This window comes from Sphingomonas sp. 67-41 (assembly GCF_001899725.1).
Taxonomy (GTDB): domain Bacteria; phylum Pseudomonadota; class Alphaproteobacteria; order Sphingomonadales; family Sphingomonadaceae; genus Sphingomonas; species Sphingomonas leidyi.
In genome coordinates, this window is record NZ_MKWJ01000032.1 from 1 (window position 1) to 22,004 (window position 22,004).

The window sequence follows — 22,004 nt, forward strand, 5'->3', positions numbered from 1 at the left end:
ACCCAGCAAACCCGACGATCCCAGGGCACTCCCCGATCCGCGCTCGAATCCCGTCCCGGCGCCCGTGAAGATCGCAACCATCCGTTCCCCCAACGCATACACGAACGGCAGATGCGCCGCCCGAATTCGCTGTCGGCGGAATTCGACGATAGTTTAGGGGCGGATCGAAATTTCCCCGCGGAAGGGGAAGCGCATCGCGTTCCCGGTCGGGGCGGCGAAGCGGGAAGCCACGAAGCTGCTGCACCGGAATCGGGAGGCCGGCGCGATACGATGCAAGGAGCCGCCGGCCCAGCCGGCCGAGCCCGCCCCTCCGGCCGAAAACCGTCGATGCCGCTGGAAGATCTGGAAGAAATGGTGCCGCCTACAGGACTCGAACCTGTGACCCCCGCATTACGAATGCGATGCTCTACCAGCTGAGCTAAGGCGGCCAACCAAGGGGCGCGGAGCCCCGAAGGAGCGGCGCGCTTACCAGCATGTTTCCTAGCTGACAAGCGTTGCGAAAGCCTTGCCGCGAACAAGCCGGGAAAAGCGCCGCCTTTACGCGTCGTTTACCACACAGCGTGCACAAGCGGTTCCACGAATGAAGGGGGCGTACCGCCTCGAGTGGAGCATTTGGCATGGACATGGCGCGCGGCATCAACCACCCGCTCGACTCGAACCCGGAGGGCGAGGCGACGGACGAAGCCGTAAACGATCGCGCGCTGACGATCGGCACCGACGAGCGCCGCATGCACGTGCGCGCCTACAACCACTGGGTCTCGCTGCTCCACGGCCGCGCCTATCCGTCGATCGAGGATCTCGATCCGGACAACATCATGGACTTCGGCGCGCACAGCGTGCTGCTCGATTTCTCCAAGGGCGTCGACGATCCCGCGATTCGCTTCCTCGGCCGCGCGCTGCGCGAGGAGACCGGACTCGACACTTCGATCACCCATGTCGCCCAGGTGCCCAGCCGCTCCCTGCTGTCGCGCCTGACCGATCACTATCTCCAGATCATCGCCAACCGCGCGCCGATCGGCTTCGAGGCCGAGTTCGTCGGCACGCGCGGCCACAATACGCTCTATCGCGGCATCCTGATGCCCTTCTCGTCGGGCGCCGATTCGGAAGCCGACACGATCGATTTCATCTACGGCGTCATCAACTGGAAGGAACTGGTCGACGCCGAGACCCAGGCCAGGCTCGAAGCCGAGGTGGAGGAATCGCGCCGCACCGCGCCGCGCAGCCTCGCCGCCACGCCGGTCTGGGCCGATGGCCCGAGCGCAAGCTTCGACGCGCCGGCGGGGGAAGTACCGGCCGCCGAATCGTCGGTCGCCGTCGATGCGAGCCTGGCCGACAAGCTGCTGCTCGCCCGCGAATCGGCCGCCGCCGCGCGCGCTTCGGATACGCGCAGCCGCTCGGCGCTCTACCGCGCGCTCGCCCGTGCCTATGATTTCGCGCTCGCCGCCGACGACGACGCCCGGGGCTATGCCGCGCTGCTCGCCGATGCCGGGCTCACCATCCAGGCGCGCGCGCCGATGACGCCTGCCGTCAAGCTCGTCTTCGGCGCCGATTACGACAAGACCCGCATCACCGAATTCGCCGCCGTGCTCAGCCACGCCCGGCGCGTCGCGGTGCCGCAGGGCGGGCTCGACGCCTTTCTCGATACGGCCGAAGGCGGCATCAAGGGCGTGGTGAAGGCCGAGCGCGCCCATCGCCGTCCGGCCCCCAAGCCCGACCTCTTCGCCCAGATCGCCGCCGAACTGCGCAGCCGCCCGCCGCTCGCCCATATCGACATCGCGTTCGAGATTCCGGCGGACAGCGAATTCGTCGTGCTGCTCGCCCGTGCCGGCAAGCAGGGCCTCGACATCGTCGCCAGGGTCGAGGACAGCCCGCTCACCGAACGCGCCGTCCGCAAGGCGGCGGCCTGAACCAGCCCGCCGCGGCGCGATACCGGCATCCAATAGTCCGAGCTTTGCGGCGCGCGAAGCCACGCTTTCGCGCGCCATGCGACCTTTCTCGGGAAATGCGCAATTTTCTTGCGTGAGAGTCTTGAGCCGGTCACCGCGGAAGCGTAGGCGGTACTGCCATGAAAAGCATGATGACGTCGCTGACGCAGGCGTTCGAGGCGCGGTTGCTCGAAGGGGCGCTGCCGGGAGAGTTGGAAGATTTCGGAGAGGCCGAGCGGGCCGAGGCGGCGAATTTCGTCGCGGAAGCCGCTGCCGTCCGCCCCCCCGATACCGCGAAGGTCGCGCTGGAGACCTTCCAGGGCGAGGAGAGCCGCCGGATGCGGCTTGCCGTCGTCAATGACGACATGCCCTTCCTCGTCGATTCGATCTCGGGCGCGATCGCGACCTACGACATTGCCGTTTTCCGCATCATCCACCCCGTCATCGCCGTGAAGCGCGACAAGGCCGGCAAGCTCGAATCGATCGGCGCGGGCAAGCGCGAATCGATGATCTACATCGAAATGGAACGCGCCGACGCGCGCACCCGGCGCAGCCTGGTCGCCGAGCTGGAACGCACGCTCGCCCAGGTCCGCGACGCCGTGAACGACTGGCGCGCGCTGCAGAGCGCGATCGGCTCGGACGCTGCCACCGTCGCTTCGCGCGAAGGCGCCAAGCTGCTCCGCTGGTTCCAGGAAGGCGCGATGACGCTGCTCGGGCACGAGACCTGGCGTACCGACGGCAGCGTTTCCGACAAGCTCGGCCTCGCCCGCTACGAACTCGACACGCCGATCCTCGCCGAAGCCTCGCGCAAGGCGGCGGTCGACTATTTCAACAAGGGCGGCGAAGCGCCGCTGCTGCTCAAGTCCAACTCGATCTCGCCGGTCCATCGCCGCGTGCCGCTCGACATCGTCGCGGTGCCGATCCTCACCGGCAGCGAAGTGACCGGCCTGTCGATCCATGCCGGCCTGTGGACCAGCGCCGCGCTGTTCGCCAATCCGGACGAAGTGCCGGTGCTCCGGGCCCGCCTGGAAGGGCTGGAGCGCAAGTTCGGCTTCGACCCGAAGGGCCATACCGGCAAGGCGATGCAGCACGCGCTCACGGCGCTGCCGCACGACCTGACCACCGCGTTCGACGCCGATTCGCTCGAGAATCTCGTGCTCACCACCATGTCGGTCGCCGATCGTCCGCGCTCCAAGCTGGTGCTGGTGAAGAGCCTGCTCGGCCGGCACCTGTTCGCATTCGTCTGGCTGCCGCGCGACGAAGTCACCACCACGCGGCGCGAAGCGGTGGGCGAGCTCCTTGCCGACGCCGCCAATGCCAAGATCATCAACTGGTCGATCGCGCTCGAGGATGGCGAGGTCGCGCTGCTGCGCTACACGCTCGATCTGCGCGCGGGCGGCACCATGCCGGATGCCGAGGCGCTCGATAACCAGCTCGAGCGGATGATGCGCGGCTGGGTCCCCGCGGTGGAAGCGGCACTGATGGAGGATACCGGGCCGACCGGCGCCACGCGCCTCGCGCTGCGCTATGCCCATGCCTTCCCGCCCGCCTATCGCACCACCTCGACGCCCGAGGAAGCGGCGCGCGACATCCTGCACCTGGCCCGGCTCGACAATCCGGGCGACCGCTCGGTGCGGATCACGCCGATCGACGGCAAGGCCGGGGAATATCGCGTGAAGCTCTATGCCCAGGGCGGCGCGCTGGCGCTGTCCGACGCGGTGCCCGCCTTCGAGAATTTCGGCTTCCGCGTGATCGAGGAAGTGCCGACCGCGCTGACCGGCGGCGCCTTCGTCCATGATTTCGCCGTTTCGGCCACGGGGCTGAAGGGCGACGCCGCGGTGATCGAGGAAGCGCTCGCGGCGGTGCTCGAGGGCAATGCCGAGAATGACAGCTTCAACCGGCTGATCGTCGAGAGCGGCATGAAGCCGGCATCGGTGGTGCTGTTCCGCGCCTGGTTCCGCTATCTCCGCCAGACCGGCATGAACTATGGCATGGCCACGGTCGTCGACGCGCTGCGCCGGGCGCCGGGCGTCGCCAATGCGCTGATCGAGCGCTTCGATGCCGCGCACAACCCGGCCCGCGCCGGCGACGATGCGGCGATCGAAGCCGCCGCCGCCGCGATCGAGGCCGGCCTGGCCCAGGTCCAGGCGATCGACGACGACCGCATCCTGCGCACCATCCGCGGCGTCGTGCTCGCGACGCTGCGCACCAACGCCTATGCGCCCGCCGCCAGGGAGGCGCTGGCGTTCAAGCTCGATTCGGCCAAGGTGCCGGGCCTGCCCCAGCCGCTCCCCTGGCGCGAGATCTGGGTCTACAGCCCGCGGGTGGAGGGCATCCATCTGCGCGCCGGCCCGGTCGCGCGCGGCGGCCTGCGCTGGTCCGATCGCCGCGACGATTTCCGCACCGAGATCCTGGGCCTGATGAAGGCGCAGCGCGTGAAGAATGCCGTGATCGTGCCGACGGGCGCCAAGGGCGGCTTCTATCCCAAGCAGCTCCCCTCCCCCGCCACCGATCGCGACGCCTGGTTCGCCGAAGGGACCGAGAGCTACCGCATCTTCATCCGCACGCTGCTGTCGATCACCGACAACATCGTGTCGGGCGCAGTCGTCCACCCGGAGGGCGTGCGCATCCTGGACGGCGAGGACCCCTATTTCGTCGTCGCCGCCGACAAGGGCACCGCGACCTTCTCCGACGTCGCCAACGCGATCGCGACCGAGCGCAACTTCTGGCTGGGCGACGCCTTCGCGTCCGGCGGCTCGCACGGTTACGACCACAAGGCGATGGGCATCACCGCCAAGGGCGCCTGGGTCTCGGTCCGCCGCCACTTCCTGGAAATGGGCACCGACATCCAGTCCGAGCCGGTCACCGTGGCGGGCTGCGGAGACATGTCGGGCGACGTGTTCGGCAACGGCATGCTGCTGTCCAAGGCGATCAAGCTGGTCGCCGCGTTCGACCATCGCCACATCTTCCTCGACCCCGATCCCGATCCGGCCAGGAGCTGGGACGAGCGCGCCCGCATGTTCGCGCTGCCGCGCTCGAGCTGGGCCGACTATAATCCCGCGCTGATCTCGAAGGGCGGCGGCGTATTCCCGCGCACCGAGAAATCGATCCCGCTCAGCCCCGAAGTGCAGGCCCTGCTCGGCCTTCAGGCTACCGAGATCGACCCGGTCTCGCTGATCTCGGCGATCCTCAAGGCCCAGGTCGGGCTGCTCTGGTTCGGCGGCATCGGCACCTACATCAAGGCCGCGTCCGAAAGTAACGGCGAGGTCGGCGATCCGGCGAACGACCGGCTGCGCGTCAATGCCGAACAGCTGCGCTGCAAGGCGGTCGGCGAAGGCGCGAACCTGGGCGTCACCCAGGCGGCACGCATCGCCTTCGCCTCGCAAGGCGGCCGCATCAACACCGACTTCATCGACAATTCGGCCGGCGTCGACTGCTCGGACAACGAGGTCAACATCAAGATCGCGCTCAATCGCGAGATGACCGAGGGCCGCCTGGCGTTCGAGGACCGCAACACGCTGCTCGCCGCGATGACCGACGACGTCGCGCACCTGGTGCTCGAGGACAATCGCCTCCAGACGCTCGCGCTCTCCTTCATGGAGAATGACGGCTATGTCGCGCTGCCCAGCTATGTCCGGGTGATCGAGATCCTCGAAGGCTCGGGCCGGCTCGACCGCGCGGTCGAGGGCCTTGGCAGCAACGAGGAACTGCTTCGCCGCGCGCAGGACAAGAACGGCCTCACCCGGCCGGAGCTGGCCGTGCTGCTCGCCTCGACCAAGCTCGCGCTGCAGGATGCGATCGAGCATACCGGGCTCGGCCAGGATCCGGCGCTGGAGGGCGATCTGCGCCATGCCTTCCCCAAGGCGATGCAGGCGAAGTTCGGCAAGGCGATCGACGAGCATCGCCTGCGCGGCGAGATCGTCGCCACCAAGCTGGCCAATCGCGTGATCAACCGGCTGGGCGTGCTCCACCCCTTCGAGCTCGCCGAGGAGGAAGGCGCGGCCATGGCCGACATCGCCGCGATGTTCGTCGTTGCCGAGCGGCTCTTCTGCCTGCCCGCGCTGTGGGAAGCGGTGGAAACGGCCGCGATTTCCGAAGGCGCGCGCATCGCGCTGCTCGACGAGATGGCAGTGGCGGTGCGCGGCCAGGTCGCCGACCTGCTCCGCGTTTCCCCGCCGGGCGCCAGCCCCGCCGAGGTGATCGAGCGCCTCAAGCCCGGCATCGACGCGCTGGACAAGGCCGCCAAGGGCCTGCTGCTCGACGAGGTCAAGGCGCAGTCGAACCGCATCTCCGCACGGCTCGAGGCCGCCGGCGCGCCGAGCGAACTCGTCGCCAGGGTGGTCAAGCTGTTCGAGCTGGACGGCGCGGTCGGCCTTGCCGATCTCGGCGTCAGCATGGGGCTGGAAGTGACTCCGCTCACCCGCGCCTTCACGTCGCTCGGCCAGGCGCTCGGGCTCGACTGGGCCCAGTCGACCGCCGCGCGCATCACCACCGGCGATGTGTGGGAACGGCTGCTGATCGCCGGCCTCGCCCGCGACTTCCAGCAGATCCGCCTCGACTTCCTGAGCCGCGGCCAGGCCGCGGAACCCCAGGCCGCGGTGGATGCATGGCTGGCCGCCAATGCCGCGCGGGTCGAGCAGTTCACGGCCCTGGTCCGCCGCGCCCGCCAGTCCGCAGTGCCCAATGCCGCGATGCTGGCGCAGATCGCCGGCCAGGCGCGCGTGCTCCTCGCCCGCTAGAGAAAAGCCCGGCCGGCCCCGTTTGGACCGGCCGGGCTCTCATGCCCCGAGGATCAAGTCGCTATCAGGCTTCGGAGTCGGCGCGCGCCGCCGATGGCGTGCTCCGCAGAATGAGGTACATGCCGCCAAGGCAGGCCGAAACCCCGACTACGCACACCACCGCCAGACCGATATAAAGTGCCGACATCCAGTCCTCCCAAGTCTTATCTGGAAGGAAGCTGCGTAATTTCTTGAGACCCGGCAAGAAACATTCGTCGCTGCACCGCGGCGTATCTTTGCTGCACATGCGAGACGATGGATGAGGATCGGCTAGGAAAGGGCGAAAATTGGTCGAATCCGCCATGCTGAACTTGCCTGACGATTATTCCACCCCTCTCATCCCCCTGCCATCCTGCTCTCGTCGTCCCCGTGCAGGCGGGGATCCCCGTCCGGTTTCATAGCCGGAACCAACCACCCGGCATCTCGCACCAGGTTTGCAATTGCGAATCGTTCGCGTTACGGACCGGCATCGAATCGCCCCGGAATCACGCACCCGAAATGCACGCCCCCACCGCCCAGGCAGAGCAGGCCAAGGCCAAAGCGAAACGCAGCCGGAAGAGCTTCTGGCTGAAGCAATTGCACACCTGGCACTGGATGAGCTCGGCGATCAGCCTGATCGGGCTGTTGCTCTTCGCGATCACCGGCTTCACGCTCAACCATGCCGCGGATATCGAAGCCGCGCCGAAATCGATCGATCGCGCCGCGCAGCTGCCTCCCGCCCTGCTCGCCCGGGTAAAGGCCGACGACCAGCCCGACAGCAAGAAGCCGATCCCCGCCGACGTCGCCAGATGGGTGCAGGACCAGGTGAAGATCGATGCGAGCGGAACCGCCGAATGGTCGGCCGGCGAAATCTATCTCGCCAAGCCGCGGCCCGGCGGCGACGCCTGGATCTCGATCGACCGCGACACCGGCGCAGTGACCAGCGAAACCAGCTCGCGCGGCTGGATCGCCTATCTCAACGACCTCCACAAGGGCCGCAACGCCGGCACCGCGTGGAAATGGTTCATCGACATCTTCGTATTCGCCTGCATCGTCTTCACCCTCACGGGCCTGGTGCTGCTCTGGATGCATTCCAGGCATCGCCGGAGCACCTGGCCGCTCGTCGCCGCGGGCCTCGTCATTCCCGCGCTCGTCGCGATTTTCCTGATCCACTAGGGAGCCATGTCCATGCACTATCGCATCACCGGCCTCACGCTCGCCGCGATCGGCGGGGCGAGCCTTCCCGCCGCCGCCGGCGCGCAGACGCTCGATCTGTCGATCGCCATTCCGCAGCTCAAGGTCGCCGAATATCACCGTCCCTATGTGGCGATCTGGCTGGAGAAGGAGGGCGCCGCCCCGCGCACCCTCCAAGTCTGGTATGATTTCGACGGGAACAGCAAGGAAGGCGCCGGCACCAAATGGCTGCGCGACATGCGCCAATGGTGGCGGGTGGTCGGGCGCGGCATGACCTTCCCGGCCGACGGCGTCACCGGCGCCACCCGCCCGGCGGGCAGCCACAAGGTGACGCTCGTCGCCGGGCGCGGCGGCATGCCGGCGCTCACGCCGGGCAATTACAAGCTGATGGTCGAGGCGGCGCGCGAAGTCGGCGGCCGCGAAGTCGTCACCGTGCCCTTCACCTGGAACGGCACCGCCGCGCGCGGCACCGCCAAGGGCACGAGCGAGCTCGGCGCCGTCACCGTTTCGATCAAGCGCTGATTTCAGGGGGAATGGAGCCATGAACTTCCGCAAGCCGCTTATCGCCGCCGCCGCGATCGCCGCGATCGCCGCCCCGGCCGCCATCGCGCACCGCATGTGGATGGTGCCGTCGTCGACCACCGTCTCGGGCACCGACAATTGGGTGACGGTCGACGCGGCCGTGTCGAACGACCTGTTCTTCTTCGATCACCAGCCGCTGCGCGCGGTGCCCCTGGTCACCCAGCCCGACGGCACCGAAGGCAAGGTCGAGAACCACAATGTCGGCAAGTTCCGCGCGACGTTCGACCTGCACCTGACCCAGCAGGGCACCTACAAGGTCGCCGTGGTCAACGAGGGCGTGTTCGGCAGCTACATGCTGAACGGAGAACGCAAGATGCTGCCGCGCGGCACCACCGCCGCGACGCTCGCCGCCGCGATCCCGGCCGGCGCCACCGACGTGCAGACCGCGGAAAATCTCAGCCGCAACGAGATCTTCATCACCCAGGGCGCGCCGACCGCCACGGTGTTCAAGGCCAGCGGCAAGGGCATCGAGCTGGCACCGATCACCCATCCGAACGATCTCGTCACCAATGAGCCGGCGAACTTCCAGTTCCTGAAGAACGGCAAGCCCGGCGCCGGCCTCACCGTCACCGTCATTCCGGGCGGCATCCGCTATCGCAACGACCTGAAGGAACAGGTCCTCAAGACCGATGCCGCGGGCAAGGTCTCGATCAAATGGGGCGATCCGGGCATGTATTGGGTGATGGTCAACGAAGGCGGCGAGCGCCCCGAAGGCCCGGGCGCCGGCGCCCAGCGCCCCGCGGGCGCGGCTGCGAGCGGCCCCGCCGGCCCGCCGCGCGCCCGGGTGAGCTATGTCACCACGCTCGAGGTGCTGGCGCCTTAGAACCAGACCCGACCAAGGCCTTGATCTCTCGTCATCCCCGCCCGCTCGGGGATGACGATGGAGATCGCAGGATGGCGATGAAAGTCGCAGCGTGACCATGAGAAAATGCGCAGCCAGCCCGGAATAGCCATCCCCCCGGCCCTCTCGCCCGCGGCATTCCATCGCCGCCGGACGGGAGCCCCTGTCGCTTCCTGTTCGGGCGAGACGATGGGCACCGGCTGGTCGGCCCGCATCGTCGCCGCGCCCGAGGGCATCGCGCTCGAGATCCAGGCGGAGCTCGACCGCGTCGTCGCCGAGATGAGCCATTGGGCGCCGGACTCCGCCCTTTCCCGCTTCAACCGCAGCGAGCCCGGCCGCTGGCAGCCGCTGCCCCCCGGCTTCGCCGATGTGCTCGCCGCCGCGCTCGCGGTGGCGGAGAAGAGCGGGGGCGCCTTCGACCCGGCAATGGGCGCGCTGGCCGACCTGTGGGGCTTCGGCCCGCCCGGCCCGCGCCTGGACCTGCCCGGCGACGCGGAGATCGTCCAGGCCCGCGCCATCTCCGGCCGCACCCGGATCGAGCAGGACGACCGCCGCGCCCGCCGCACCGCCCCCGCCGCGCTCGACTTCTCCGGCATCGCCAAGGGGTACGGCGTCGACCGCGTTGCCGAGATGCTGCGCAGCATGGCGCTGCCCGATTTCCTGATCGAGGTCGGCGGCGAATTGCGCGGCGAGGGGATCAGGCCCGACGGCCAGCCCTGGTGGGTCGATCTGGAGCCCGTGCCCGGCAGCCGCCTCGCCCCGCTGCGCGCCGCGCTCCACGGCCTGTCGATCGCCACTTCGGGGGATTATCGCCGCAGCTTCGCCCATGGCGGCCGCGACTATGCCCATACGCTGGATCCGCGCACCGGCCGGCCGCTGGCCAATGGCGTCGCCTCGGTAAGCATCCTCCATCCCAGCTGCATGCTGGCGGACGCCTGGGCGACCGCGCTCACCGTGCTTGGGCCGGAAGGCATGGCGCTGGCCGAACGCGAAGGGCTCGCGGTACATATGGTGGTGCGCGAAGGCGCCGGCTTCAGCGAGCACCTCTCCCCGGCGTTGCAGGCGATGCTGGGCTAGCCCGTCGCAATAGGGAACCTAACCTGATTGGTTCGATTTTCCATGCACGCGAACCAACCTTCCCCTCATGCCGACAACCCCATCGTCCTGTTGCTCGCGAAATCGGGCCGCCGCGGTTCGGCGAAGGACGGGAGGGGAGAAACGGGGCCCATAGTCCAAACTTCCGAAACTTCCGCTCAGGCGTCGGCCCAGCGGCGTAGGAGATTGTGGTACACGCCGGTCAGCTCGATCACCGCACGATCGTCGTTGCCGAGCGTCCCCACGAGCCGCTGCACGGCCTGGTCCATCTCGAACAGGATGCGCCGGGCGCCGTCGTCGCGGACCATCGACTGGAGCCAGAAGAAGCTCGCCACCCGCGTGCCGCGAGTCACCGGCTCCACGCGGTGCAGGCTCGACGAGGGATAGAGGATCGCATGCCCCGCCGGCAGCTTGACCGCCTGCTCGCCGAACTGCCCCTCGATCAGCAGTTCGCCGCCGTCATATTCGCCGGGGTCCTCGAGGAAGACAGTCATCGACAGATCGGAACGGATGCGGAAATCGGTGCCGCGCTGGATGCGCACGGCATTGTCGACATGGGTGCCGAAGCGCTGCCCCCCGCCATAGCGGTTGAACAGCGGGGGGAAGACCTTGAGCGGCAGCGCCGCCGCCACGAACAGGGGCGAACGGCCCAGCGCGTCGAGGAGGAACGCGCCCGCGCGGCGATGCGCCTCGTCGCCTTCGGGCAGTTGCTCGTTCTGCTTGGCGAGCGCCGATTGCGTACCCGAGGTCACGTTGCCGTCCACCCATTCGGCCGCGTCGATCACCTGGCGGATCGCCGCCACCTCTTCCGGCGAGAGCAGTTCGGGAATGGCGATCAGCACAGCAGCTCCTCCAGTTCGGGCCAGCGCGAGGCCCGCAGCCAGTCCTGCGCCCTTTGCGCGAAGGCCGGCGTGGCGGTCTCGCGGCATCGGGCGAGCCAGTTCCGCGCCTCCGCCACCCGGCCCGCATCCAGCAGCATCCGGGCATGATTGAACGCGCCGCGGAAATCGCCGCCCTCGGCCGCCTGCCGATAGAAATCCGCCGCCCTGGCCATGTCGCGCGCCACTACCCAGCCATCCTCGTGGAAGCTGCCGACATAGTTGATCGCCTTGGCATTGCCCATCGCCGCGGCCCTTTCGAACCAGGCGAGCGCGGCGGCCTTGTCCTCGGCCAGGCCCTCGCCCAGCGCCAGCGCCGTCGCGTAATTGTACATGCCCCAGTCGAGCCCGCGCGCGGCGGCGACGCGGAAGCATTCGGCGGCCCGCACCTTGTCGACCGGGGTGCCCCAGCCGAGATCATAGCAGCGCCCGACCATGTTGAGCGCCATCAGATGGCCCTGCGCCGCCGCCTTGTTGAACCAGGCAAAGCCCTGGCGCGGTTCGCCGGCGTCGAGCAGCATCTGGCCCAGCACGGCCTGCGCCTCGGCCACGCCCTGCTCGGCGCCCGCCCGAACGAGCGCCGCCCGCGCCTCCGGCGAACCGGAGAGGCGGGCGGCGATTTCTTCCGCGGAAAGGCTGTCCAGCGCTTCGATCAGAACTTCACTCCCAGCGTGGCAAAGGCCGAGCGGCCCGGCGCGATCGACGCATAATGCGCCGTATAGGCCTGGGGGAAATAGACCTTGTCGGTCAGGTTCTGCACGTTGACGCTCACATCGAAATGCTCGTTGATCGTGTAGCCGATGCGCGCGTCGAAGCGCCAATATTCGGGCACCGTCACGATGCGGACCTTGGTGGCCGGCGTGTAGGTGGTGACGCCCGCGGCATTCTGGGTGAAGCTGCGATTGTCGGAATAGCCGCCGAACACCCGGCTCATATAATAGGCGCCGCCGCCGATGCTGAGGCCCTTGATCGGCGTGGCGTTGGCCCACAGGGTGAAGCTGTCCCGCGCGGTCTGGGTCGCCTGGCGGCCGGTGTTGACCGAGGGAACGAGCAGGGTCTTGGGCTGCTGGACGACGACGCCGCCCACCGTGACCGCCGCCGCGGTCAGCACGGTATAGCCGCCGTCGACGATCTTGGGATCGAGATGGGTATAGCCGCCGAACACGTTCAGCCACTTGGTCAGGTTGCCGTTGAAGCTGAACTCGATGCCGCGGATGCGGCGCTTGCCGATGAACTGCACCGTATTGTCCGGACCGGTCGCGCGGGCATTGTCGGTGTCGGTCTGGAAGGCGGCCAGAGTCAGCGAGAGCTGGTTGTCGAACAGCCCGGCCTTGGCGCCGACTTCATAGCTCCTGGTCTTCTCGACCTTCAGGCTGTCGAGCAGCGCCAGGTTGGCGGCGGTGTTGGTGGTCGGCAGCGCGTTCGGCTCCTGCCCCTCGCCGAGCAGGCTGTTCGGCGGGGTCGCCGCAGTCGCATAGCTGGCATAGAGGCTGGTGTTCGCCGTCGGCTTGAAGACCAGGCCGGCCTGCCAGTTGAACAGCGTGTCGGTGCGCTCGAGCGGGGTCGTCTGGGTGGCGCCTGCGGCCAGCGCCGGCGTGATCTTGGACGTGAAGCGGTCGACGCGCGCGCCCAGGTTGAGGATCAGCGACGGGAGCAGCGTGATCGAATCGAAGGCATAGGCCGAGAGGGTGTGCGCGTCGTTCTGGGTCTCCGCGGTGGGGGCGCCCTTCACGATCGGCGTGGTCGCCGTGGTGGCGTCGCCGGTATAGTTCACCCAGGCGTCGTTCGGGTTCGGGCTGAACAGGCTGGTGCAATAGAAGCGGCCGATCGCGGCCGGCGTGCAGCGCGGGCTGATGGTCGAGCCGGTGGCGAGGACATAGGCGCCGCGGCGCGCCTTCTCCCAGCTGATCTCGAAGCCCGTCGCGAAGCTGTGCTTGATCGCCCCGGTCTCGAAGCTGCCGAACAGGTCGGTCTGGTTGGTCAGCGACTCGGCATAGCCGTAGCGGGTGTTCGCGCGCCGCCAGACCAGGCCGCCCGCCGTCGCCGTCGCCGCGGCGTTGGTGCCATAGACATTGCCCTGCTGATCGTCGGGCTGGGTGTAGATATAATTCTGCTCGTTATAGTTGTAGCGCGAGGTGTTGCGCAGGGTCACCGTGCCGAAGTCATGCTCGACGCGTACCGTGGCCTGGTGGGTGAAGGTGTCGCGGAAGTCGCGGCTCTTCAGGCCGTAGAAGGTGCTGCGGTCGACATGGCCGGTCGTGCCGGCGATCGTCCGCACGGTGCCGATGGCCGGCTCCGAATAGACCTCGCCGGTGCCCGGCGCATTGGCCAGCGTGTAGAGATAGGGAATGCCGCTGTCCGGCAGCTCGTGGCTCTCGAGATAATAATAGGAGGCCGTCAGGCGCGTCGGTGTGCCGAGGCCGATGGTCACCGAAGGCGCGACGCCCCAGCGGCGCTGCCAGATCGCGTCGCGACCGGCAACGTCCTGATCGTGCCACATCGCCGCGACGCGCACGCCGATGCCGCCGCCCAGATACTGGTTCACGTCCAGCGCGGCGTGCTTGTAGTCCGCGGTGCCGACGCTGCCGGTCGCGCGGATGAAGCTGGTCTGCTGCGGCACCTTGGTGATGATGTTGATCGAGCCGCCGGCGCTGCCGCGGCCGCCCAGCGTCGAATCCGAACCGCGGATCACCTGGACCTGCTCGATCGCGAAGGTGTCGCGTGCCTGTGCGGCAGTGTCGCGCACGCCGTCGACAAAGATCGAGCCCTGGCTGTCGAAGCCGCGGATGAAGGGGCGATCGCCGATCGGATTGCCGCCCTCCGCGGCGCCGAAGGTGATGCCCGGCACGGTACGCAGCGCATCGGCCAGCGTCGTCGAGCCGGTCTGGTCGATCACGTCCTTCGGCAGGATCACCACCGAACGCGGGGTGTTCTGGACCGAGGCGGTAGCCTTCGGCCCCTGCAGCTCGGCGCGGCCGCCGGTGACGACGATCTGCTCGCGGTCCTCGGCACTGCGATCCTGGCCGTCCTTGTCCGCATCGGCGGGCGCCGGCGCATTGCCGTCGGCGGCATGCGCGGCCGGCGCGGTGGCGATGAAGCCGACACAGGCCAGTGCGAGGAACGATGCGCCCGAACGCGCGGTGGAAACACGACTCACGAATTGATCCCCCTGAACAGGTTATTTCGGGGCGAGCTATTGCGAGGCGTTCTCAGAGTCAATGCTAATGCGAGCTGTTCGCAGCTTTGTCGCAGAATTGTTGCAAATCAGCCGGGCGCCTGTCCCAGCAGCCAGGTGCGGATCGCGCTGGCGAGGTTGGGCGGATCCGCGCCGCCGATCCGCGCATGGTCGATCGCCGCGACCAGTGCGTTGAGCGGCAAGGCGCGCACGTCCGCCGCGCGCTCCAGCGCCTCCCAGAAAAGCGGCTCGAGGCTGATCGAGGTCTGGTGTCCGGCAATGGTGACGGAGCGCTTGACCGGCCCGTGAAAGCCGCCCGGAGGCGGATCGACGTTCATTCCGTATCGAAGAGCGCCGCCAGCTGCTCGACCATCGTGCCGGCAAGCTGCTCCGCGTCCATGATCGTCACCGCCCGGCTGTAATAGCGCGTCACGTCATGGCCGATGCCGATCGCGACCAGCTCGACCGGAGAGCGCGCCTCGATCCAGCCGATCACCTGGCGCAGATGGCGCTCCAGATAGGAACCCGAATTCACCGAGAGCGTCGAATCGTCGACCGGCGCACCGTCCGATATCACCATCAGGATCTTGCGGTCCTCGGATCGGCCGATCAGCCGCTGGTGCGCCCAGAGCAGTGCCTCGCCGTCGATATTCTCCTTGAGCAGCCCCTCGCGCATCATCAGCCCGAGCGCCTTCTTCGCGCGGCGCCAGGGCTCGTCGGCCTGCTTGTAGATGATGTGGCGCACGTCGTTGAGGCGGCCGGGCTGGGCCGGGCGGCCATCGGCCAGCCATTTCTCGCGGCTCTGCCCGCCCTTCCAGGCGCGCGTGGTGAAGCCGAGGATCTCGGTCTTCACGCCGACCCGCTCCAGCGTGCGCGCCAGGATATCGGCGCTGATCGCCGCGATCGAGATCGGCCGCCCGCGCATCGAGCCCGAATTGTCGATCAGCAGCGTGACCACCGTGTCCTTGAACTCGGTGTCCTTCTCCGCCTTGTAGGAGAGCGACTGCATGGGGTTGATCACCACCCGCGCCAGCCGCGCCGCGTCGAGCAGCCCCTCTTCCTGGTCGAAGTCCCAGCTGCGGTTCTGCTGGGCCATCAGCCGGCGCTGGAGCCGGTTGGCAAGCTTGGTCACCGCGCCCTGGAGATGGACGAGCTGCTGATCGAGATAGGAGCGGAGGCGATCCAGCTCCTCGGTGTCGCACAGCTCGGTGGCCGCGATCACTTCGTCGAACTGGGTGGTATAGGCGCGATATTCGAACTGGGGCGGCAAGTCGCTCCACGGGCGATTGGGCCGTACGGGCATCATGCCCTCATCGCCTTCGTCGCCCGGCTCGCCGTCGCCATCCTCCATCGCGTCGGACTGCTGCTGCTCGCCTTCCTCTCCGGCATCAGATTCGCGCTGCTCGCCGCGCGCCTCGGCCTGCCCCTCGCCCTGGCTCGTTTCGCTCTCGCCCTCCTCGTCGCCGGGCTGCTCCTCTTCGTCGGTGCCCTCGTCCTCGCCCCCGCCCTCGTCCGCCTCGTCGGGCAGCACATCGCCTTCGGTGAGTTCCAGGTCCTGGAGCAGCTTCGACGCGAGCGAGGCGAAGGCGCGCTGGTCGTCGATCGCCAGCGCCAGCGCATCGAGGTCGGCGCCGGCACGCTCCTCGATCCAATCGCGGATCAGCGCCATGCCGAGCGCCGCCGCGCCGGGCGATTCGCGCCCGGTCAGCCGCTCGCGGACCATCAATCCCAGCGCGGTGGAGAGCGGCACTTCCTCGCGATTGCGCGCGCGCGTGATCGGATCGGCGCGCAATTTCAGGTCGAGCGCATGTTCGAGATTGGCGGCGATGCCGGCATAGCCGCGCGAACCCAGCGCCTCGACCCGCGCCGTCTCGACCGCGTCGAACACCGCCCGTGCAACCGGCTCCCTGGGCGCGCCCTTCAGGTGCAGGCCATTGTCATGGTGGCGCATGCGCAGCGCGAAGCTGTCGGCGAAGCCGCGCGCCTCGGCCACTTCCTCGGCCGGCAGCGTGCGCGACGGCGCCGGCACCTTGATCTGGCGCCCGTCCTGCCGCGGCGCTTCGCCGGTGAAGCTCAGCTCGGCCTCCCGCTCGCCCGAAAGCGCGCGCGCGGCGCCGCCCAGCACATTGCGGAACCTGTCGAGGGGAGAGTCGGCGGCCATGCCCCCGCTTTGGGAAGCTTGGCCGCGCGATGCAAGCCTCGGCTAGATATAGATGTAGATGTAGCGCACCTCGATCGAGATCGGGCGGAACAGGGTCGGGCGGAAATTGCGCTCGATCGTGAAGCGCGCATTGCCCTCGGCGTCGACGCCGTCGACGCGCACGACCGCGCCCATCACGTTGTTGAAGAACACCGGATAGGGGATCTTCCTGGGATTGGTCTGAAGATAGGGCACCTGGCGCTGCAACGGCCCGGTGGAACCGTTGTAGAGCACATAGTCGAAGCTCCGCTTCTTGCCGTCTTCATAGACTTCGAGCTCGAGCTGCACCTTGTTGCTCTCGGGCGTGTATTTCCGATAGCGCAACCGCAGATACTGGCCGGCATCGCGCGGCACCAGATATTCGGTCCTGTACGCCACCGAATCGATCGGGATCGCCTTTTGCATCGCCTCGTCCTTGGCGCCGGCGAGGAAGACCTGGTCGAGCTTGCCGTCCTTGTCGCCATCGATGAAGCAGAAGCGGACGATCGGCATGAACTTGGAGGCGAGGCCGCCGAGCAGCGCCGCGCCCAGCCCCGAACGGCCGCGCTGGTCCCGCCCGCAGAAATAGAGCCCCTTGCCGCCTATCTTGGCCTGCGTCGCCTCGGGCGCGACCACTGCGGTGAGCTCCTCGCCGGCGGCGATCTCGTCGGTGAACCTGTCGATCGACACCTTCACCGGCGCGAGCAGCGTGAGCTTCTGCGTCTGCTTGACCGAAGCGCGCATCAGCTCTTCGCCCGGCTTCAGCGTGAACGCCTTGCCGACCGGCGCGGCCGGATCGGGCCACATCGTGTCGGGCAGCGGAAACACTGCCATATTGCCCCCGCCCGCCGGCGCCGCGGCTACGAGCATCGGCACGCCCGCCAGCATGGCGAGCCCCTTCGATTTCCGGATCATCGTCCCCCCTCTTCCGCGCGATTGCCCGCGCCTTCCCGCGCCGAGCTTGCCCGGGCGCGAAGGGCAGCACAATCGCCGATCGATCCGCGATTGCCTTGGCTGCGCCTGCGCTTCATGGTTCCGGGCAAGGGGGATCACATGAAGCTTCTCGACCGTATCGGCCTCGGGCGGATGAGCCACGGGGAATATCGCGCCAACCTCAACGGCCTGGGCATCTTCTTCGGCGCCGTGCTCGGCTTCGTGATGGCGAGCACCGAGACGCTGGGCACCAGGGACTATACCCTGGTCCTCGTCGGCACCGCGTCGATGGTGATCACCATCCTCTACGTCTCGTCGAGCAAGCAGCGGCTGGCCTATGCGCTGCTCGCCGCGGCGGGGGTCGCGCTCATGCCGCTCGCGCTCAAGATCCTGCTCACGCCGGGGGCGCAGCTGCCGGTCCAGCTCCAGCCGACGCTCGCGGTATGGCTGGCGATGACCGTGGCGATCGAGTTCGCCCCGCGCGAGACGGAGAAGAAGGGCTAGGCGAGGCCTCCTACTGTCCCATGTCGACCGTCATCCCCGCGCAGGCAGGGATGACGGAAACGAAGAGGAGGTCTCAGCCTGGCGGCGGCGCGCCGCTCAGGCCTTGCTCACCACGCTTTCGGGCAGGTCCTTGCCGAACACGCGCTGATAATATTCCGCCACCTGCGCGCGCTCCGCCTCGTCGCACTTGTTGAGGAACGACAGGCGGAAGGCGAAGCCGACATCCTTGAAGATCTCGGCATTCTGCGCCCAGGTGATCACGGTGCGCGGCGACATCACGGTGGAGATGTCCCCGGCGACGAAGCCCTTGCGGGTCAGGTCGGCCACGCGGACCATGTTCTCGACCAGCTCCTTGCCGCCCGGCTTGTCGAAATCGCCCGATTTGGCGAGCACGATCTGCGCCTCGACCGCGGCGGGCAGATAGTTGAGCGTCACCACGATGTTCCAGCGGTCCATCTGGCCCTGGTTGATCTGCTGGGTGCCGTGATAGAGGCCGCTGGTGTCGCCCAGGCCCACGGTGTTCGCGGTGGCGAACAGGCGGAAATAGGGATTGGGGCGAATCACGCGGTTCTGGTCGAGCAGCGTCAGCTTGCCCTCGGTCTCCAGCACGCGCTGGATCACGAACATCACGTCCGGGCGACCCGCATCATATTCGTCGAACACCAGCGCGGTCGGAGTCTGCAGCGCCCAGGGGAGCAGGCCCTCGCGGAACTCGGTGATCTGCTGGCCGTCCTTGAGCACGATCGCGTCGCGGCCGATCAGGTCGATGCGGCTGATATGCGCGTCCAGGTTGATGCGGATGCAGGGCCAGTTCAGCCGCGCCGCCACCTGCTCGATATGCGTCGACTTGCCGGTGCCGTGATAGCCCTGGACCATCACGCGGCGATTGTGCGCGAAGCCCGCCAGGATCGCCAGCGTCGTATCCGGATCGAAGACATAGGCGGGGTCGAGATCGGGCACGCGCTCGTCCGCCTCGCTGAACGCCGGCACTTCGAGGTCGCTGTCGATCCCGAACAGATCGCGCGCCTTCACCATCTTGTCGGGCGCGTCGAGGATCGTGGTGCTCCGGCTGTCGGGCTGGGTGTTGGGGATATCGGCCATGTCTTCGGATCCTTCCGTCGCCAGAGCGACTAGAAGCTCCCGTGCCGCACTGCAACGGGCATCGCGCAAAACGCACCGACGTCGCCTTCCGCCGCAAGCCCTTTCCTCGAATCGGCTTTCATGGGATCATGACGCCACAGTAACGGGCGCGCGCATCCACCGATTCTTAGCTCTCTGGGGAAGACGATGAACGGGAAGCTGTTGTTCCTGGCGCTGCTCGCGCCGCTTGCCGGTTGCGATTGGGGCCAGCAGCCTCCCCCGCCCCCGCGGCGCCCGCCGCCGGTGGTCCGCCCAGTCGATCGCGGGCCGAACTGGCTCGATCCGATCCCCTATTGCGAAGGCGCGCTGCGGCGCGGCGAATGGCTGGTCTGCGACAACAAGGGCCTGAACTGGCTGCACCGCACGCTGGCCGGCCAATGGGCGGAAGAACGCCAGGGTGCCGACCGCCAGCGGCTCTGGGTCCAGCGCCAGCAGCTCCAGGCGCTGCTCAGCGAGCGCGATGCCTGCCAGACGGCGGAATGCGTGGCCACTGCCTATCGCCGCTATCTCAAGGCGCCGCCCCGCTGGACCCAGCCGCCGGAATGGCGGCCCACCCCATCGCCGCGGCCGATCCACTATCGCCCCCGCGAGAAGCGCTGGAACTGGCGCGACAACGGCCCGAGCTGCGCATCGAAGATCGGCTGGCAGAAGGCGGCGCTGCTCGCGCGCCAGTGCACGGTGGTCAATCCCGACGGCCAATGCGGGCCGCAGCGGGGCTGCGAGACGCTCAAGACGATGATCCTCGACGGCTGCTGGGACATGGGCGATCGCCGCCCGGGCTTCTGCAACCGGACCTAGGGCGCGCGCCGCGGCATCCCCGCCTTCACGGGGATGACGGCGGTAGCCGATAGCCGCTAGTCGTTCTCGAATCTGGGCAGGCCGAACAGATCGACGAAACGCTGGGCAAGCGCGATGTCGCCGGCGACGGCCACGCGTCCCTCGCGGATCGACTCGGCGAGCGGCAGCGGGCCATAGAAGGTCGCGGCAAGCGGGGTCGGCACGCCTTCGAAGATCACATCGGCGCCGGCGGGGTCGCCGCGCTCGATCACCAGCCCGCCATCCACGATCGTCGCGCGGAACGGCTCGCCGCCAATGCGGAAGCCGAGATCGATCGAGAGCCCTTGCGCGCCCTCGCGATTCATCATCGTCTTGAGCGAAAGCATGAAGGCGCCGTTGCTGAGCGGCAGCGTGACGTCGTGCGCGGGCGAACCCGCCGCCCAGCGGCTGAGCGCGAAGATCGGTTCCTCCAGCGCCGCGCCCCAACGGGTAAGCGCATAGACCTGGGCATTGGCCGGCGAAGGGAGCTGCCGGCGGCGCAGGATGCCGCCCTTCTCCAGCCCCTCGAGCCGCTGGGTGAGGATATTGGCGCTCAACCCCTCCAGCGCGCCGCGAATCTCGCCGAAGCGACGCGGCCCCAGCAGCAGCTCGCGAACAATCAGCAGCGACCAGCGTTCTCCGATCAGGTCCATCGCGAGCGCCGTCCCGCACGCGTCCTGATACCAGCGGCGAGCCTTTGCGAAATCCGAGTTAGTTATTTTTTGTGACTCCATAGTTGCTTTTAATAACCGAGTCGGGCATCAGGATCAAGAAAGCGATTCGCTGACCACCCAAAGCGGAGGTTTAGTCCGATGACATTGGTTCCTGCCGCAGAACTGGCCGCGCGTGAGACGGCGCGCTGGCCGGGCGAGTCCCCGGAATATCGCGCCGCGCGCACCGCGCTGCTCGCCGAGGAGATCGCGCTGCGCCGTCATCTGGAAAGCGTGGCCGAGCAGCGCCGCGCGCTGCCGCCGGGTCCGGAAGTGACGGGCGACTATGGGTTCCAGGGCGAGAACGGCGCGGCCCGCTTCGCGGACCTGTTCGGCCCGCACGATACGCTGGTGATCTATACCTATATGTTCGGCCCGCAGCGCGAACGGCCCTGCCCGATGTGCACCTCGCTGCTATCGGCCTGGGACGGCGAGGCGCCCGACATCCTCCAGCGCACCGGCCTTGCGGTGATCGCCCGCTCGCCGATCGCGAAGCTCGCGGCGTTCAAGGCCGAGCGCGGCTGGCAGCATCTCCCGCTCTATTCCGACGGCGAACAGGCGTTCAGCCGCGACTATGGCGCGATCGCCCCCGACGGCTCGGACATTCCGCAGCTGCTGGTCTTCACCCGGCGCGACGGCACGCCCCGCCTGTTCTGGGCGGGGGAGATGGGCCCGGACAGCGCCGATCCCGGACAGGACCCGCGCGGCGCGCCCGACCTGATGCCGCTCTGGACCATCCTTGATTCCACCCCCGAGGGCCGCGGGACCGACTGGTACCCCTTCCTCACCTACTGAACCAAATCCCCAGGAGAGAAAACATGCCCCAGATGATCTTCGTCAACCTGCCCGTGGCCGATGTCGCCCGGTCGACCGCCTTCTACGAAGCGATCGGCTGCACCAAGGACGCCCGCTTCAGCAACGAGCAGGCCTCGGCGATGCAGCTCAGCGACACGATCGTGTTCATGATCCTGTCGCGGGACTTCTTCAAAACCTTCACGCCGAAGCCGATCGCCGATGCGCATGCGGTGACCGAGGCGCTGATCTGCATCTCGCGCGACAGCCGCGAGGCGGTGGACGCGATCGTCGAGGCGGCGGGCAAGGCCGGCGGCAAGGCGGATATCCGCGAGAAGCAGGACATGGGCTTCATGTACGGCCGCAGCTTCGAGGATCCGGACGGCCATATCTTCGAGCCGATGTTCATGGACCTCGAGGCCGCGATGGCGGCCTTTCCCGACGGCCCCGCCCATGAGCCGGCCTGAGCGGACGCGAGGGAAG

General features: G+C 68.0%; 19 protein-coding genes and 1 tRNA gene. 10 read left to right on the plus strand and 10 right to left on the minus strand.

The genetic code is table 11. The features are described from left to right. Positions 1–352: 352 nt before the first annotated feature. Positions 353–428, minus strand: a tRNA-Thr gene (locus tag BGP17_RS22170). Positions 429–617: 189 nt separating this feature from the next. Between BGP17_RS22170 and BGP17_RS22175 the strand changes: the two genes are divergently transcribed. Beyond that, positions 618–1,907 carry a PAS domain-containing protein gene (locus tag BGP17_RS22175; RefSeq protein ID WP_167301416.1) on the plus strand — a complete coding sequence of 430 codons (1,290 nt, stop codon included), beginning with the start codon at positions 618–620 and terminating at the stop codon, positions 1,905–1,907. A gap of 158 nt (positions 1,908–2,065) precedes the next feature. Beyond that, a complete protein-coding gene (locus tag BGP17_RS22180; protein WP_286713647.1) occupies positions 2,066–6,664 on the plus strand; it encodes an NAD-glutamate dehydrogenase in 4,599 nt (1,532 codons plus the stop codon). Positions 6,665–6,728: 64 nt separating this feature from the next. Here the strand turns inward: BGP17_RS22180 and BGP17_RS22185 are convergent, their stop codons facing one another. Next, positions 6,729–7,007 (minus strand): hypothetical protein, encoded by a 279-nt coding sequence (locus tag BGP17_RS22185; protein WP_286713648.1) that lies wholly within the window; start codon positions 7,005–7,007, stop codon positions 6,729–6,731. Between the two features lie 194 nt (positions 7,008–7,201). Here BGP17_RS22185 and BGP17_RS22190 point away from each other — a divergent pair, with 194 nt between their 5' ends. From BGP17_RS22190 to BGP17_RS22205, 4 genes are all read left to right on the plus strand, one after another. Then, positions 7,202–7,858: a PepSY-associated TM helix domain-containing protein gene (locus BGP17_RS22190; RefSeq protein ID WP_167301413.1), complete on the plus strand. Its 657-nt coding sequence runs from the start codon at positions 7,202–7,204 to the stop codon at positions 7,856–7,858. Between the two features lie 6 nt (positions 7,859–7,864). Further along, a complete protein-coding gene (locus BGP17_RS22195) occupies positions 7,865–8,398 on the plus strand; it encodes a DUF2271 domain-containing protein (RefSeq protein ID WP_286713649.1) in 534 nt (177 codons plus the stop codon). A gap of 19 nt (positions 8,399–8,417) precedes the next feature. After that, positions 8,418–9,281 carry a DUF4198 domain-containing protein gene (locus BGP17_RS22200; RefSeq protein WP_286713650.1) on the plus strand — a complete coding sequence of 288 codons (864 nt, stop codon included), beginning with the start codon at positions 8,418–8,420 and terminating at the stop codon, positions 9,279–9,281. A gap of 207 nt (positions 9,282–9,488) precedes the next feature. After that, complete coding sequence (locus tag BGP17_RS22205; protein ID WP_286713651.1) at positions 9,489–10,376, plus strand: FAD:protein FMN transferase; 888 nt, start codon at positions 9,489–9,491, stop codon at positions 10,374–10,376. A 176-nt stretch (positions 10,377–10,552) separates the two neighbouring features. Here BGP17_RS22205 and BGP17_RS22210 read toward each other — a convergent pair whose 3' ends face one another. From BGP17_RS22210 to BGP17_RS22235, 6 genes are all read right to left on the minus strand, one after another. Continuing rightward, on the minus strand, positions 10,553–11,236 hold the full coding sequence (locus tag BGP17_RS22210; protein WP_286713652.1) for a Fe2+-dependent dioxygenase: 684 nt from the start codon (positions 11,234–11,236) through the stop codon (positions 10,553–10,555). Continuing rightward, a complete protein-coding gene (locus BGP17_RS22215; RefSeq protein ID WP_353681891.1) occupies positions 11,230–11,823 on the minus strand; it encodes a tetratricopeptide repeat protein in 594 nt (197 codons plus the stop codon). The genes BGP17_RS22210 and BGP17_RS22215 overlap by 7 nt, the downstream gene beginning before the upstream one ends. A gap of 101 nt (positions 11,824–11,924) precedes the next feature. Further along, the gene (locus BGP17_RS22220) at positions 11,925–14,429 is read right to left on the minus strand and encodes a TonB-dependent receptor (RefSeq protein WP_286713653.1); all 2,505 of its coding nucleotides are present in this window, start codon (positions 14,427–14,429) and stop codon (positions 11,925–11,927) included. A 107-nt stretch (positions 14,430–14,536) separates the two neighbouring features. Beyond that, a complete protein-coding gene (locus tag BGP17_RS22225; RefSeq protein WP_286713655.1) occupies positions 14,537–14,785 on the minus strand; it encodes a ribbon-helix-helix domain-containing protein in 249 nt (82 codons plus the stop codon). After that, entirely contained in the window at positions 14,782–16,608 is a 1,827-nt protein-coding gene (cobT, locus tag BGP17_RS22230; RefSeq protein WP_286713657.1) for a cobaltochelatase subunit CobT, read from the minus strand. The genes BGP17_RS22225 and cobT overlap by 4 nt, the downstream gene beginning before the upstream one ends. Before the next feature lie 42 nt (positions 16,609–16,650). Continuing rightward, a complete protein-coding gene (locus BGP17_RS22235; protein ID WP_286713659.1) occupies positions 16,651–17,541 on the minus strand; it encodes a hypothetical protein in 891 nt (296 codons plus the stop codon). Positions 17,542–17,679: 138 nt separating this feature from the next. Here BGP17_RS22235 and BGP17_RS22240 point away from each other — a divergent pair, with 138 nt between their 5' ends. Then, complete coding sequence (locus tag BGP17_RS22240; RefSeq protein ID WP_286713661.1) at positions 17,680–18,063, plus strand: hypothetical protein; 384 nt, start codon at positions 17,680–17,682, stop codon at positions 18,061–18,063. Positions 18,064–18,159: 96 nt separating this feature from the next. On the opposite strand, the gene cobS is transcribed toward BGP17_RS22240, so the two are convergent. Continuing rightward, the gene (gene cobS / locus BGP17_RS22245; RefSeq protein WP_167301403.1) at positions 18,160–19,164 is read right to left on the minus strand and encodes a cobaltochelatase subunit CobS; all 1,005 of its coding nucleotides are present in this window, start codon (positions 19,162–19,164) and stop codon (positions 18,160–18,162) included. Positions 19,165–19,350: 186 nt separating this feature from the next. Here cobS and BGP17_RS22250 point away from each other — a divergent pair, with 186 nt between their 5' ends. After that, positions 19,351–20,001: a hypothetical protein gene (locus BGP17_RS22250; protein ID WP_167301402.1), complete on the plus strand. Its 651-nt coding sequence runs from the start codon at positions 19,351–19,353 to the stop codon at positions 19,999–20,001. Between the two features lie 56 nt (positions 20,002–20,057). Here the strand turns inward: BGP17_RS22250 and BGP17_RS22255 are convergent, their stop codons facing one another. After that, positions 20,058–20,672: a winged helix-turn-helix transcriptional regulator gene (locus BGP17_RS22255; protein WP_286713662.1), complete on the minus strand. Its 615-nt coding sequence runs from the start codon at positions 20,670–20,672 to the stop codon at positions 20,058–20,060. Between the two features lie 159 nt (positions 20,673–20,831). Here BGP17_RS22255 and BGP17_RS22260 point away from each other — a divergent pair, with 159 nt between their 5' ends. Together BGP17_RS22260 and BGP17_RS22265 are read left to right on the plus strand one after the other, a co-directional pair. Then, positions 20,832–21,524: a DUF899 family protein gene (locus tag BGP17_RS22260; RefSeq protein WP_286713664.1), complete on the plus strand. Its 693-nt coding sequence runs from the start codon at positions 20,832–20,834 to the stop codon at positions 21,522–21,524. 23 nt (positions 21,525–21,547) lie between these two features. Next, a complete protein-coding gene (locus BGP17_RS22265; protein WP_167301399.1) occupies positions 21,548–21,988 on the plus strand; it encodes a VOC family protein in 441 nt (146 codons plus the stop codon). Positions 21,989–22,004: the final 16 nt, after the last annotated feature.